The sequence below is a fragment of the Cryobacterium sp. TMB3-10 genome, from assembly GCF_004402305.1.
GTDB lineage: Bacteria > Actinomycetota > Actinomycetes > Actinomycetales > Microbacteriaceae > Cryobacterium > Cryobacterium zongtaii.
This window is the reverse complement of the sequence record NZ_SOGH01000025.1, coordinates 47,737-61,855: the sequence shown is the minus strand read 5'-3', so window position 1 is coordinate 61,855 and position 14,119 is coordinate 47,737. Positions and strand designations below refer to the sequence as shown.

Below are 14,119 nucleotides of genomic sequence, written 5' to 3'. Positions count from 1 at the left end.
TCCGTCGGTGGGCGTACACGGGCCAGGCCCGGCACCCCGTTGAAAGCGGTTAGGGGATGTCCAGTGAAATGTTGTCGATCAACCGGGTGCTGCCGACCACCGCGGCGACCAGCATCCTGGCCTGGCCGCGGTAGTCGTCGTCGACCGGCAGGAAGGTGTGCGGGTGCACGACAACCAGATAGTCCAGTTTAACCAGAGGCGCGGCCCCGATCACCGCGTGGGCGGCAACTATCGCGACGGGAACCCCGGAGTGGGCCGCGGCCGCGGCCGCGGTCAGGCCCACGAACAGCGACCTGGCCGCGGTGCGGGCGGGCTCGTCGAGGTTGCGGTTGCGGCTCGAGCGGGCCAGGCCGTTGTCTTCCCGCACCGTGGGCACGACCTCGATGCGCACCCGCAGATTGAGGTCGGCGACCATCCTCTCCACCAGGAAAACCTGCTGGGCGTCCTTCTGACCGAAGACGGCGATGTCGGGTTCGACGATGTTCAACAGCTTCGCGACGACGGTGAGCATGCCGTCGAAGTGGCCGGGCCGGGCGGCACCCTCGTAGAGACCGCCGACCGCGCCTGCGGTCAGTCGGGTCGACGAGGCGCCGTCCGGGTACATCTCCTGGGCGTGCGGGGCGAAGACGAATGCGGCGCCCTCCTCCGCCAGCGCCGCCACGTCGGCGTCGAGGGTGCGCGGGTAGGTGTCAAGGTCTTCGTTCACCCCGAACTGCAGCGGGTTGACGAAGACCGACACGACCACGATGTCGCCAACGGCGACGGCACGCCGCACGAGCTCCCGGTGCCCGGCGTGCAGGGCGCCCATGGTGGGAACGAGCACGACGTGGGCATCGCCGCCCCTGGCCGCGGCGTTCTGTTTGGCGAGGCAGAGGCTATTACGCAGCTCGTCTATCGTGTCGATGACTTCTGGCTTGGTGAGCACGGTCACTGGTCCTCCGGGTCGAACGGGTGGGGCGGGTGGGGCGGGTATGGCGGGTCGAGCAGGTGGGTGGTGTCGCCCAGATCAGCGAGGTCGTCGAGCGGATGCCTGGCGCCGGTGCGGGTGAGGGCGTTCTCGATGGCCGAGCGCACCAGCGGCGCGATCACGGCTCCCGGCGCCTCGATGCCGATCTCGCTGAGCAGCCGGGTGGATTGGTCGACGATCGAGCTGGAGAACGCCGTGGCGGTCTCGATGGCCTCGGAGTAGACCTCCCGGTCGCCCTCGGCCACGATCACCGGTTCGCCGCCCATCTCCACTACCAGGGCCTGCGCGATCGGCAGCACGGGGGCTGGGGCGGTCACGGCAAAGTAGCTGTCGGCCAGGCGGCTGATGTCCAGGCTGGTGCCCGTGAACGCCATCGCCGGGTGGATGGCCAGCGGGATCGCGCCGGCCCGCTGGGCGGGCAGCAGCACGTTGGTGCCGTAGCGTGCGGAGGTGTGCAGAACGAGCTGGCCGGGCTGCCAGGTTCCCGTGGCCGCGAGGCCGGTCACGAGGCTGTCGAGCTGGTCGTCCGGCACCGCGATGATCACCAGTTCGCTGCGCTCCACCACCTCGGGCACGGTGAGCACGGGAACGCCCGGCAGGATCGCTTCCGCGCGGTCGCGGCTGGCCTGCGAGATCGCGGAGATCCCGATCAGGGCGTGCCCGGCTCCGGCGAGAGCGGCGGCGAGGATGGGTCCGACATGGCCGGCGCCGATGACGCCGATCCCCAGACGGCCCGGTCGCACCGTCACGAGGTCACCTCCGCGGCGGCGGCGGGACCGACCGGGCTGGCGGGTCGCGGGGTCGGCGCTGGGTCCTGGTCGATGCGACTCCAGTGGTGGCTGGTGTCTGACTCCGCGGACGCGACGGCACCGGCGGTGACGGTCTCCAGCAGGCGCACGGCCTCCCCCACGTCGAGCACGCCGAGGGTCGCGGTCACCGGTCCGGTCACGGTGTGCAGCCTGGCGGTGGCCAGTCGAAGACGGCGTCGGACGGGTCCCTGGTTGATGCCGACGCTTTGCAGACGGGCCAGGGGCACCAGAACGAGTTCCCTGGACAGCACGCCGCGGCGGAGCAGGACGGCGCCGGCGGATACCGCGTAGCCGGTGCGGCGCCAGGAGAACGGTCGCAGCCAGGCCGCCCGGCGGGGCGCGTTGCGGAAGCCGTCGTCGCCGCCGCGGGAGATGAGGCCGTGCTGGATCAGGATCCGCTGCTCGTCGAGCGCGAACCCGGGCAGGATCAGCTCGAGGACCTTCGCCACGTCGGTCAGCGACCCGACCGGCAGCACCGTGGTCGCCGCCTGTCCGGCTGCGCCGTCGTTGGTGGAGTGGCCGGCCTTGTTGATGCTGATCTGCCACCACCCGAAGGGCCGCCAGGCCAGCGGCTGGGTCACGCCGATGGCGTGGATGCGTCCGGGCGGCAGGGTCTCGTTGCTCGTGGTGAGCAGCCCGAAGCCCACCCGCACGCCGTCCCTGGTACCGGCGATGCTGTACCGCAGCGATTTGGTGAACCTGGAGACGTAGTATCCGATGCTCGCGATGAGGCCGGGGAAGATCGCGATCAGCAACCACTCGCTGCCGCCGACGATGACGCTCACGATGAGAGCGACGATGGCCACGGCGACGAAGACCGTGAAGCCGCTGAACACTATCGAGCCGATCAGCCGCAGCACCGGGATCCGGACGACCGACTCCGGCGGGGCGGCGTCAGGGTCCAGTTCGGGTGCGAGGAATTCGCCCACCCGGCTGGTGGCGTAGTCGTTCAGGGCCTGGCGGCGGCCGGCGTGCGCGGCGGTCGCCGTGTCGGCGGGGATCTGTGCGGGGTCGCCGGCCGGCAGCGGCGCCTCTGGCACGCTCTCGCCCGCGACGGGCCGGGGCTGGCGTGCACCGGAGGCCAGCTGCAGGATGTCGCGGCGCAGCCCGTCGGCCAGCGCAGAGCCGAGATAGGCGAGCTGCACGTTTGCGTCCTGACCGGCCACGCTCACCTCGAGCTTGGCCGCACCGAACAGCCTCGGGATGAGGGGGCGCACGATGTTAACGCCCTGGATGCGGTCCAGGCGCGCCTGCCGGTGGCTGCGGAACAGGATGCCGCTGCGGACCTCGACGGATTCGTCGCTGACCCTGAAGGTGTGCATCCGCCAGGACAGGGTGAACGCGATGAGGATGACGATGAGGATCGCGGCGGCGATGAGCAGCGCCCAGCCCACGGCGCCGCGCTCGTAGATCTCATCGAGGGGGTCGCCGGATTGCCGTGGGATCCCGAAGACCACGTCGACGAAGCGCTCGCGCAGGTTGGCGATGACGAAGCCGAGCAGGGCGAAGACGAAGATGCCGCCGCGCAGCACCGGGCTCGCTGGATGCAGGCGGTGCCAGTCCCCGTCGGCGAGGGAGGTCACAGCCCGGCCCGCCTGCTCTCGGCCAGTTCCACCAGGCGGTCGCGGAGGGCATCCGCGTCGGCCTCGGCGAGGCCGGGGATCGCGACGCCGGAGGACGCGGCGGCCGTGACGAACTTGAGGTCGGCGAGGCCGAGCAGGCGCGCGACCGGGCCGCGGGTGATATCGACCAGTTGCATGCGGCCGTAAGGCACCGACACGAACCGCTGGTACATGATGCCGCGCCGAAAGAGCAGGTCGTCGGCGCGCAGCTGGTACCCGATCGAGCGCACCCGGCGGGGCTCGAATGCCAGCGAGACCATGGTGATCAGCGCGATCAAGCCGCCCACCCAGGCGGCCCAGACCTGGTCAAGCAGCAGCCAGAGGGCCCCGGCGGCGGCGCACACTATGAGCAGGAAGATGACGGTCCCCACGATTTCGACCATGACGTACTTCGGCGACACGCGCTTCCATTCGCCCGCCTCCGGCAGGTCGAGGCGGGCACCGACGGGCGCCACGGCCTCGATGGGATCGCTGCCGGGGTAGTCAGGCACGGGCTGCTCCGCCATCGTTCGGTCCCCCATTGTCGTGATCGTGGTCGTCCGGCGGCAGTGTGCAGAAATGCTCCGCTACGAGACCGCCCGCGAGGAGGAGCACGGCGCCGAGCGCCATCCCGATTGCGAGCCACAACGATGTTACCGCCGGTACCACCGACCGGGTGAGGATGAAAGCCACGATGCCGAGGCCCACGCCGAGCAGGAGCGCACTGGACAGGCTGGATGCCTTGGCGAGCAGGGCGATCCGCATTGCCAGGAACGGGTCGACGCGTTTTGTCGCCCGACCTCTGGTGGCCTGGCGGATGGGCCAGGCCAGGCAGACGAGGATCACGGCGATCAGGATCAGGGCCAGGGGCAGGGTGAACGGCGGAACTATGATCGGCGCGCTCCAGGCCGTCGCCGCCAGTTCGACCAGGAACCCGACGACGAGCCCGGCCAGGCCCAGCGCGATCAGCGGGGTGGGGTGGGTGCGCTTCATCGGCGATCGTCCTCGTCCTCGGGGAGGTCTCCGGTGGGGTCGTCCGGGGTGCCCGGTCGCGGTCGGCCCGGTGTCTTGTGCAGGGTCTCGGTGTGGGCGACCTCGGTATGCGCGGGGTCGGTGCTCGCGGTCACCGGATGCGCCCTGGCGGTGCGTGCGGTGACGGCCAGGAGTTCGCGCACCCGGCCCCGGCCGGGCAGCTCGGCGTCGGGGTCGATGTCGAGCCAGGGAGCCAGCACGAAGTCACGTTCCGCCGCGCGCGGGTGCGGGAGGGTGAGCCTGTCGTCGTCGATGCGGAGGTCGCCCAGGCAGATCAGGTCGATGTCCAGGGTGCGGTCGCCCCAGCGTTCCTCCCGGACCCGGCCGTGGTCGTTTTCGATGGCGTTGACGGCGTCGAGCAGGGCGTGCGGTTCGCCCGTCCAGAGCACGCTCACCACAAGGTTGAGGTAGCCGGGTGCGGTGAGGTCCACCCCGTCGGGCTTCACGGCGTCGGAGGCGTACACCGGGGAGATCGCGGTGAGTTGCGCGCCCGGCAGTTCGGCGATGGCGCGCACGGCGGCGGCCAGGGTGCCCTCGCGGTCACCGAGGTTACTGCCCAGTGCGAGCACGGCGGTGCGCGCCGGAGCGGCGGCTGCGGCGTCGGTCATGCGCGGCTCCCTTCGGTTTGCGTGCGTTCGATTCGCGTGCGTTCGATCTGCACCGACACATCCTCGAAGGGGATCTCGATGGGAGCCTGCGGCTTGTGCACTGTCACCTGCACGCGTTCGGCGGCGTCGTGCGCGAGCACCACGTCGGCGATGCGCTCGGCGAGGGTCTCGATGAGATCGACGGGGTCGCGGCGCACGGCGTCGGCGACCTCCTCGGCGAGTTCGCCGTAGTGGATGGTGCGGGTCAGGTCGTCACCGGACGCCGCCGCACGGAAATCCAGCCAGACCGTCACGTCGATGACGAACTCCTGGCCGTTCTCGCGTTCGAAGTCGAAGACACCGTGGTGCGCGGTGATCCGCAGCCCGGTGAGGGTGATCGAGTCGGTGCTCATGACCCTATTCTGGCCGAATCGACCCGGGCGAGCACGTTGAGGGCGGCCCGGGTGCCCGCCACGTCGTGCACCCGAACGGCCCAGGCGCCCGCCTGGGCGGCGAGCACGCTGAGCACGGCGGTCGGCAGATCCCGGTCGAGGATGGTGGCGTCTTCCGGCAGCACGCCGGCCAGGAATCGTTTGCGGGAGGCACCGACCATGACGGGTAGGCCGAGCGGAGCGAAGGCGTCGAGCCTGGCGAACACCCGCCAGTTCTGCTCGGCGTCCTTGCTGAAGCCGAGTCCGGGGTCCACGACGATCTGGCTGCGCGCCACCCCGGCAGCCTCGAGCACGGCGACTCGTGCGGTCAATTCGGCGACCACGGTGGCGACCACGTCGTCGTACTCAGCGAGGGTGTCCATGGTGCGGGCGTGGCCGCGCCAGTGCATCGCGATGTATGTGAGGCCGGTGCGGGCGACCACCGCCGCCATACCGGGGTCGGCCAGGCCGCCGGACACGTCGTTGATGATGTCGACCCCGGCGTCGGCGGCCCGTTCGGCGGTCTCGGAGTTGAGAGTATCGACACTGGTCATGATGCCCAGCCGGCGCAGCTCGGTGATCACGGGCAGTACCCGGTCCTGCTCGACCTGGGGCGACACCCGGTCGGCGCCGGGCCGGGTGGATTCCCCGCCGACGTCGATGAGGTCGGCTCCCGAGGAGTGCAGGTCCACGGCGTGCCGCACGGCAGCGTCGGTACTCGCCCACCGGCCACCGTCGCTGAACGAGTCGGGAGTGACGTTGAGCACACCCATCACCAGGGTCACCGCACGACCTGCGTCCCGCCGATGAGGGCGATGATCTCCGAGCGAGCAACGGGCAAGGCCAGGTCGCCACGGCTGGCCATGGTCACGGTGGAGCTGTGGGTCTGGCGAGGGCCCCTGGTGGTCACGCAACCGTGGCTGGCATCGAGGACCACCAGGATCCCGCGCGGCGCCAGCCCGGTCTCGAGGGTGTCGGCGATCTCTTCGGTGAGCCGTTCCTGCAGTTGGGGCCTGGCGGCAAGGGTCGTCACGACGCTGGCCAGTTTGCCCAGTCCCACGATGCGCTCACCGGGCAGGTAGGCCAGGTGGGCGGTGCCGAGGAACGGCAGCAGGTGGTGTTCGCAGACGGAACGGAACTCGATGTCACGCAGCAGCACCAGTTCACCGGTCCGGTCTCCGACCGGCACGGTGTCTCTCAGGTGGTCGAGCGGGTCCTGGCCGAGACCGGCGAAGAACTCGGCGTAGGCCGACGCCACCCGCTCCGGGGTCGACGCCAGGCCGGCCCGGCCGGGATCCTCACCGATGGCGGCGAGGATCTCGGCGACGGCCGCTTCGATGCGTGGCTGGTCGACTCCCACGGGGGCCGGTCTACGCGGTTGCGGGGCGCGGTTTGAGTGCGGGGGCGCGCTTGGGCTTGTCCGCATCGGCGCCGCCGCTGGTGACGCCACCGTCGACCGCCGCACCGTCGATGGGCGCCTTCGGCGTCGGCATCGCGATGGGGGGCAGGTCGGAAACCGGGCGCTTGTCGCTGGAGAGCCACTGCGGGCGCGGCGGCAGCTTCTGCACGTCGGCGAAGATCTCCACCAGCGCGGTCTGGTCGAGAGTCTCGTGTTCGAGCAGCTTCGCGGCCAGGTCGTCGAGGATCGCCCGGTTGGCGTTGATGACCGTGTAGGCCTCGTCGTGCGCGTTCTCGAGCAGCTGGCGCACCTCGGTGTCCACCCGCTCCGCAAGCCGCTCCGAGTAGTCGCGCTGGTGGCCCATGTCGCGGCCGAACATCATCTCACCGGAGGCCGAACCGAGCTTGAGCGGTCCGACATCACTACTCATGCCGAACTCGGTGACCATCTTGCGAGCCGTGGCGGTGGCCTTCTCGATGTCGTTCGAGGCGCCGGTGGTGGGGTCGTGGAAAATGATCTCCTCGGCGACCCGGCCGCCCATGGCGTAGGCGAGCTGGTCGAGAAGCTCGTTGCGAGACACCGAGTAGCGGTCCTCGAGCGGCATCACCATGGTGTACCCCAGGGCGCGGCCGCGGGGCAGGATGGTGATCTTGGTCACGGGGTCGGTGTTGCGCATGGCCGTGGCAACGAGAGCGTGCCCGCCCTCGTGGTACGCGGTGATGAGCTTCTCCTGGTCGCGCATCACGCGGGTGCGGCGCTGCGGACCGGCCATGACCCTGTCGACGGCTTCGTCGAGGGCGCGGTTGTCGATCAGCTGGGCGTTGGAACGCGCGGTCAGCAGTGCGGCCTCGTTGAGCACGTTCGCCAGGTCGGCGCCGGTGAAGCCCGGCGTCTTGCGGGCGAGCACCTCGAGGTCGACGCCGGCGGCCATCGGCTTGCCCTTGGAGTGCACCTCCAGGATGCGCTTGCGGCCGAGCATGTCGGGGGCGTCGACGCCGATCTGACGGTCGAAACGTCCCGGACGCAGGAGCGCCGGGTCGAGGATGTCGGGCCGGTTGGTGGCCGCAATGAGGATCACGTTGGTCTTGACGTCGAAGCCATCCATCTCCACCAGGAGCTGGTTGAGGGTCTGCTCGCGCTCGTCGTGGCCGCCGCCCATGCCGGCGCCGCGGTGGCGCCCGACGGCGTCGATCTCGTCGACGAAGATGATCGCCGGGGAGTTCTCCTTGGCCTGCTGGAACAGGTCGCGCACCCGGCTGGCACCGACACCGACGAACATCTCGACGAAGTCGGAACCGGAGATCGAGTAGAACGGAACGCCTGCCTCGCCGGCGACGGCGCGGGCCAGAAGGGTCTTTCCGGTTCCGGGAGGACCGTACAGCAGCACGCCCTTCGGGATCCGGGCGCCGACGGCCTGGAACTTGGCCGGTTCCTTGAGGAAGTCCTTGATTTCTTGCAGCTCTTCGATGGCTTCGTCCGCGCCGGCTACGTCGGTGAAGAAGACCTGCGGGGTCTCCTTGGAGACGAGTTTGGCCTTCGACTTGCCGAACTGCATGACCTTGTTGCCGCCGCCCTGCATGCCGGAGAGCATCAGCCAGAAGAACGCACCGATCAGCAGGACCGGCAGGAGGATGCCCAGCAGCGACAGGAACCAGCTGGCCTGGGGAACCTCGTCAGTGAAGCCGTCCTTCGGGTCGGCGTCGGTGACGGCGGCGACGACCTCTTCGCCGCGGGGGGCCACGTAGTAGAACTGCACCTGCTCGCCGTAGGTCGAATCGGCCTTGCTGAGGGTGAGGTCGACGCGCTGATCGCCGTCGACGATCTTCGCCTCAGACACCTTCCCGTCCTTCAGGAAATCCAGGCCCTGCTGGGTGGAAATCTCGCGGAAGCCAGACATGGTCAGGAGGCTCGACCCCACCCAGACGGCGATGACAGCCAGGATGATGTAGAGGAGCGGCCCGCGCAGAAGTTTCTTGACGTTCATGGTGGTCACAGGCTACCGCTCTCGTACTGGGGGAACACCGAGTGTTCGCCCAAAGGTGAACTGGAGGACGTGGTGCAGCGGAGCCTACTCGCCGGTGGAATATACGTGTGGAGCCAGCACCCCGACGCTGCGCAGGTTGCGGTACTTCTCGGCGTAGTCCAGACCGTAGCCGACAACGAACTGGTTGGGGATGTCGAAGCCCAGGTACTTGACGTCGATCTCGACGCGGGCCGCGTCGGGCTTCCGGAGCAGGGCGCAGATCTCGAGCGAGGCCGGCCCGCGGGACTTGAGGTTCGCCATCAGCCAGGACAGGGTGAGGCCGGAGTCGATGATGTCCTCGACGATGAGGACGTGGCGGCCGTGCAGGTCGGTGTCGAGGTCCTTCAGGATCCGCACGACACCGCTGGACTGGGTGCCTGACCCGTAGGAGCTGACGGCCATCCAGTCCATCGTGACGGGGTGCACGAGTTCGCGGGCCAGGTCGGCCATGACCATGACCGCGCCCTTGAGCACGCCCACCAGGAGCAGGTCCTTGCCGGCGTAGTCCGCTTCGATCTGCCGCGACATCTCGGCCAGGCGAGCGCGAATCTCGGTCTCTTCGATCAGGATTTCGGTGAGGTCGCCGTCAATGTCACGAGGTTCCATGGGAGTGGAAGAGTCCTTTGTTTAGGTGGGTCGAGGAGCAGAAAACACGAGCGTTCCCCCCAGGCGTTCCACTCTAACGCCTGGCAGGTCGAGCGCATTCTGCCCGTGCCAGTCGGTGACGAGCCTGGCGACGGCCAAGGTGTGGCTGCGTTCCCAGGCAACCCCGAACTCCCGCGCCACCACGTGGCGGATCATCCGCTGGCGGAGGGCCGCCGGGTGCACGGCCAGCGCGGCGACGGACACCCCGATGCCGGCTTCGGCCGGTTCGCAGATCTCCTCGACGAGGTCCCGCACCAGGGCGTCGAGGGCGTCGGCATCCTCACGCAGCGTCTCGGCGGTACGGGCGAGCGCCTCGGCGATGCCCGGCCCGAGCTCGGCCTCGAGCACCGGCAGCACCCGTTGGCGCACCCGCACCCTGGAGTAGCGGGGGTCGGCGTTCTGCGGGTCGGACCAGGCCGGCAGGCCCGCATCCAGGCAGGCCTGCCGGGTCACGACGCGGCGGATGCCCAGCAGCGGCCGCCGGTACGGCCCGCTGATCGACGCCATGCCCTGCAGGCTCGTCGCCCCCGAGCCGCGTGCCAGGCCTAGCAGCACGGTCTCGGCCTGGTCGTCGAGGGTGTGGCCGAGCAGCACCGCGATCGCGCCCGTGCCGGCCAGTGCCTGCTCGAACGCGGCGTACCGCGCGGTCCGCGCGGCGGCTTCGGGGCCGTCGCCGGCGTCTGGCGTCACCGTCACCGGCACGATCAGCACCGGATCCAGGCCGAGAGCCTGAGCCTGTCCGGCCGCGACGGCGGCGGTGTCGGCCGAGCCGGCCTGCAGGCCGTGGTCGACGATGACGGCGCCGGCAGTGAGCCCGGCCCGGGGCGCCTCGAACGCCGTCGCCGCGGCCAGGGCCAGCGAATCCGCTCCCCCGCTCAGCCCCACCAGGACCAGGCCGGCCTCCGGCAGCAGCTCGCGCACGGCACGGCGCAGGTCGGCGATGGCCGGCGACAGTCGCGGGCGGCGGGTGGACTCCATCCAGTAACGTTATCCGCAGACTTCGAATAAGGGAGATACCAGGCCATGGCCGAATACGACGCAGTCATTGAAATCCCACGCGGTAGCCGCAACAAGTATGAGGTGGACCACGAAACCGGTCGGGTCTACCTCGACAGGGTGTTGTACACGAGCTTCGTGTACCCCACCGACTACGGGTTCTTCGAGAACACCCTGGGCCTGGACGGCGACCCCGTCGACGTTCTGGTGCTGCTCGACTTCCCGTTGTTCCCCGGCGTCGGCGTGTCCGTACGCCCCGTCGGCGTGTTCAACATGACCGATGACGGCGGCTCAGACGCCAAGGTCATCGCGGTTCCGGCCGGCGACCCGCGCTGGGACTACATCCAGGACGTCACCGACATCCCGGAGTACACCCGCAAGGAGATCGAGCACTTCTTCGAGCACTACAAGGACCTTGAGCCGAACAAGTGGGTCAAGACCGAGGGCTGGGGCGACGCCGCCGAGGCCGACCAGATTGTGCGCGACGGCCTGAAGAAGCTCGTCGACGAAGGTCACTGACCCACAGCGACGCGCTGAACCGACAGAAGCCGCCTCCCATCAGGGAGGCGGCTTCTGCTGTGTGCCGGGGTCTGTTGCTTAGGACGGTCGGCCGACGTACGGCGCGACCTGGCCTGGCGACCAGATGCTGTGCACCCGAACGGGCTTGCCCACGTCCGGCGCCTCGAGGATCTGTCCGCCGCCGACATAAATGGCCACGTGATAGTAATTCCCCGGCGAACCCCAGAAGACGAGGTCGCCCACCTGCACCTGCGAGAACGAGACGAGCTTGCCCTGACCGGCCATGGTGTTGTACTGGTTGGTCGCCGAGTGGGTGCCGATGTAGATGCCCGCGGCTGCGTAGGCGGCCTTGGTCAGACCGGAACAGTCCCAGACGTCGGGGCCGGAGCCGCCGAGCTTGTAGGCGTCGCCGAGCTGCGCACGGGCGAAGGCGATGACGGTGCCGACGGCTGAAGCGTTGGGTGCGGCCGGGGCGGACTCGACGGGCGGCGGCGCCGGAACAGCGGGAGCAGGAGCAGCGGGAGCAGGGGCGGCGGGAGCCGGAGCAGCGGGAGCCGGAGCAGCGGGAGCTGGAGCCGCGGGAGCCGCCGGAGCCGCAGCGGCCGGAGCATCGGGTGCGGAAGCGGCCGGCGGATTGTTCTTGACGGCGGCCGCAGCGACGGCCTGGGCCTTGGCCAGCGCGGCGGCGGATGCGGCGGCGTCCAGCCCGGTTTGGTACTCGCGCTCCACGTCGGCGGTGGTGTCCTTCAGCAGGGCCAGCTGTTCGTAAAGCTCCGACGACTTCTTCAGCTCGACGTCGAGCGCGGCCTGGGCGCCCAGCGCGGCGTCGCTGGCCGATTCGTACTTCTCCTTGGACTCGGCGCTGAGACGCTTGCGTTCCGCGGTGGCGGCGGCAGCCTGGGCGATGAGCGATTCCGCGGTGTTCTTGTCCTGCACGGCCTGCCGGTAGATGGTCTCGGACTGCTCGCTGAGCTTGCTGGCCGTGCCGAGCTGGCTGAGCAGGTCGTCGGCGGTATTGCCGTTGAGGAACAGGTTGAGGGAGAGGTCCTGGGCACCGGTCTTGGCCAGGTGTGCGGCAATTAAGCCGGCGCGCATCTTGGACGTGTCAGCGGCCTTCTGCGCCACCGCGGACTGCTTGTCCAGGCTCTCCTCCCGGGCCGTGGCTGCATCGAGGTCGTCCTGAGTGACCCTGTAGGCCTCCGCGGCCATCTGGGAGCCCTGCGACGCCACCGCCGACGACTCCTGCAGGCCCTTGAGCAGTCCGGTGAGGTTCTCGATTTCCTTCGCCTTGGTGGCCTCGCTCAGCTTGGCCTTGGCAACTTCGTCCCAACTCGGGTAGTCCTCGTCGGCGAAGGCCGGCACGGCCACGCCGGCCGCGGCGGTGACGGAGCCGATCATCGCTGCCGACAGCAGCGCGGCCGAGGTACGCCGCGAGCGGCGGGTGGACGTGTGCTCAGCCAAGAGGCGCTCCCCTGTCGGACATGAACGGAACGGCGTTGATCCGGTTGCCGCCGCTGAACACCTCGAAGTGCAGGTGGCAACCGGTGGAGGCGCCGGTGGTGCCGGAGCTGGCGATGTTCTGGCCGACCGAGACCTGCTGGCCGACCGAGACGAAGATGCCACCATCGCGGATGTGGGCGTAGCCGGTCATGATGCCGTTGCCGTGGCTGATCTGGACGAAGTTACCGTAGGTGCCCTTGCGGCCCGCGTATTCGACGGTTCCCGATGCTGCCGCGTAGATCGGAGCGCTGCAGCCGGTGCCGATGTCGGTGCCGTAGTGGAAACCGCCGCTGCAGCCGCCGCTGCCGCAGAGGACGGCGCGGGCGCCATAGCCGTCGGTGATGCGTCCGCCGGCGGGAACACCCCAACCCTGGCTGCCGACCTGGCCGCCGCTGAGGCCTGCGCCGGGAGATCCGGTTGAGCCGCCGGACGAGGGGGCCGGTCGGGAGGCCGCGGCGCGTGCGGCTTCGGCCGCGATGGCGGCGAGGCGCGCCTTTTCGGCTTCCGCGGCGATCCGGGCCCGTTCTGCGACGCCGGCCTCGTAACCCGCGGTGGTGGTGGCCTGGGCGTCCTGCATGAACTGCAGTTGCTGCTCGAGGATCACGCTCTGCGCTTCGGAGTCGGCCAGCGCACCGGCTGCGGCGTCCGCCGCCTCCTGGGCAGCCACCATGGCGGCTTCGGCCTCGATTCGGAGGGCCTCGCGCTCGGCCTGGGCCACAGCGGCCTGGTCGCCCAGGGCCTGAGCGGTGTTGTTGGCGGTCTGGGCCTGGTCGTAGACGTCGGTGCTGCGTTCGACGAGTTTGCTCATGCTGCCGAGCTTGGACAGCAGCTCGTCGGCGCCCGCGCCGCTCTTCTGCCCGTCGATGAAGAGGTTGACGCTGAGGTCAGTGCCGCCGGTGCGGTACAGCTGCGCGGCAAGCTGACCGGCCTGGGTGGTCGCGGCGTCCGCCTCGGTCTTGCTGGTGTCGGCCTGAGCCTGCAGGTCGCCGGCGCGACGGCTGGCGTCGTCAAACTTCTCCTGGGCGGTCTGGAGCTCGACTCCACGCGCCTCGGCTTCCGCCTGGGTGCGTTCCACCTCGGTCTGCAGGCCGGCGATGAGGTTCTGGATCTCGGTGACCTGGGCGGCGGCAGCATTGGTGTTGGACTTGGCGGCCAGCACGTCTGGCCAGCTCGGGTAGTCCACGGCCATGGCCGGGCTGATCGGGCTGGCGAGCGTCACCGCGAGGGTCAGGGCGGCGGCGAAGCCGGTCACGCCCATCGTCGCCCGGCGAACGCCGATGCGCCCGCGTCGGGGCTGCTGCCGGTTCGGCCGCAGCCGGCTGAGGCCGGCGTTGACTCCGCGGCTGATCACGGTGGCCGTGCGCTTCATAACTCCCCGATCGGGCTCGTGCTTTGTCACATTTGTCACTGTGGTAACTCTCGTCACAATAACAAACCCCGCTGAGTGGCCAGGGTTCGAATAAAACCTAACCCCCGGGTGCTCCGGTTTGCCGCCCATTCGTGGGCGCGGTGAAAAGCGACACGCCGAGCTGAGAATCGGGTCGGATTCGGGTTCTGACCCGGAATCACGCGGCGAACGGACCCGCAGTCCGGCGCCACGCGCACCGGAC

15 protein-coding genes are annotated in these 14,119 nt (G+C 69.6%); 1 reads left to right on the top strand and 14 read right to left on the bottom strand.

Annotation, left to right across the window (positions count from 1 at the left end):
• Positions 1-49: 49 nt before the first annotated feature.
• The 12 genes from panC to tilS form a co-directional block, all read right to left on the bottom strand.
• On the bottom strand, positions 50-925 hold the full coding sequence (panC, locus tag E3T22_RS13695) for a pantoate--beta-alanine ligase (RefSeq protein WP_370028177.1): 876 nt from the start codon (positions 923-925) through the stop codon (positions 50-52).
• Positions 926-927: 2 nt separating this feature from the next.
• Positions 928-1,716, bottom strand: coding sequence for a Rossmann-like and DUF2520 domain-containing protein (locus E3T22_RS13690; protein ID WP_088457311.1), 789 nt, complete (start codon positions 1,714-1,716; stop codon positions 928-930).
• Positions 1,713-3,359, bottom strand: coding sequence for a PH domain-containing protein (locus tag E3T22_RS13685; RefSeq protein WP_088457312.1), 1,647 nt, complete (start codon positions 3,357-3,359; stop codon positions 1,713-1,715). Before E3T22_RS13685 ends, E3T22_RS13690 begins: the two co-directional genes overlap by 4 nt.
• Positions 3,356-3,781, bottom strand: a complete 426-nt coding sequence (locus E3T22_RS13680; RefSeq protein ID WP_370028287.1) for a PH domain-containing protein — start codon at positions 3,779-3,781, stop codon at positions 3,356-3,358. The genes E3T22_RS13685 and E3T22_RS13680 overlap by 4 nt, the downstream gene beginning before the upstream one ends.
• Before the next feature lie 100 nt (positions 3,782-3,881).
• Positions 3,882-4,370 (bottom strand): DUF3180 domain-containing protein, encoded by a 489-nt coding sequence (locus E3T22_RS13675; protein ID WP_088457314.1) that lies wholly within the window; start codon positions 4,368-4,370, stop codon positions 3,882-3,884.
• Positions 4,367-5,017, bottom strand: a complete 651-nt coding sequence (folK, locus tag E3T22_RS13670) for a 2-amino-4-hydroxy-6-hydroxymethyldihydropteridine diphosphokinase (protein WP_134480941.1) — start codon at positions 5,015-5,017, stop codon at positions 4,367-4,369. The genes E3T22_RS13675 and folK overlap by 4 nt, the downstream gene beginning before the upstream one ends.
• Complete coding sequence (gene folB, locus E3T22_RS13665) at positions 5,014-5,409, bottom strand: dihydroneopterin aldolase (protein WP_088457316.1); 396 nt, start codon at positions 5,407-5,409, stop codon at positions 5,014-5,016. Before folB ends, folK begins: the two co-directional genes overlap by 4 nt.
• Positions 5,406-6,212: a dihydropteroate synthase gene (gene folP / locus E3T22_RS13660; protein WP_134407812.1), complete on the bottom strand. Its 807-nt coding sequence runs from the start codon at positions 6,210-6,212 to the stop codon at positions 5,406-5,408. Before folP ends, folB begins: the two co-directional genes overlap by 4 nt.
• Entirely contained in the window at positions 6,209-6,787 is a 579-nt protein-coding gene (folE, locus tag E3T22_RS13655) for a GTP cyclohydrolase I (RefSeq protein ID WP_174776268.1), read from the bottom strand. The genes folP and folE overlap by 4 nt, the downstream gene beginning before the upstream one ends.
• Before the next feature lie 10 nt (positions 6,788-6,797).
• On the bottom strand, positions 6,798-8,810 hold the full coding sequence (gene ftsH, locus E3T22_RS13650; protein WP_088458124.1) for an ATP-dependent zinc metalloprotease FtsH: 2,013 nt from the start codon (positions 8,808-8,810) through the stop codon (positions 6,798-6,800).
• 84 nt (positions 8,811-8,894) lie between these two features.
• Positions 8,895-9,455, bottom strand: coding sequence for a hypoxanthine phosphoribosyltransferase (hpt, locus tag E3T22_RS13645; protein ID WP_088457319.1), 561 nt, complete (start codon positions 9,453-9,455; stop codon positions 8,895-8,897).
• Between the two features lie 21 nt (positions 9,456-9,476).
• Complete coding sequence (gene tilS, locus E3T22_RS13640) at positions 9,477-10,472, bottom strand: tRNA lysidine(34) synthetase TilS (protein WP_134480942.1); 996 nt, start codon at positions 10,470-10,472, stop codon at positions 9,477-9,479.
• Positions 10,473-10,517: 45 nt separating this feature from the next.
• Between tilS and E3T22_RS13635 the strand changes: the two genes are divergently transcribed.
• Positions 10,518-11,009: an inorganic diphosphatase gene (locus tag E3T22_RS13635; RefSeq protein ID WP_088457321.1), complete on the top strand. Its 492-nt coding sequence runs from the start codon at positions 10,518-10,520 to the stop codon at positions 11,007-11,009.
• 78 nt (positions 11,010-11,087) lie between these two features.
• On the opposite strand, the gene E3T22_RS13630 is transcribed toward E3T22_RS13635, so the two are convergent.
• Complete coding sequence (locus tag E3T22_RS13630) at positions 11,088-12,470, bottom strand: NlpC/P60 family protein (protein WP_241979894.1); 1,383 nt, start codon at positions 12,468-12,470, stop codon at positions 11,088-11,090.
• Positions 12,463-13,908 carry a peptidoglycan DD-metalloendopeptidase family protein gene (locus E3T22_RS13625; protein ID WP_134407811.1) on the bottom strand — a complete coding sequence of 482 codons (1,446 nt, stop codon included), beginning with the start codon at positions 13,906-13,908 and terminating at the stop codon, positions 12,463-12,465. Before E3T22_RS13625 ends, E3T22_RS13630 begins: the two co-directional genes overlap by 8 nt.
• Positions 13,909-14,119 lie beyond the last annotated feature (211 nt).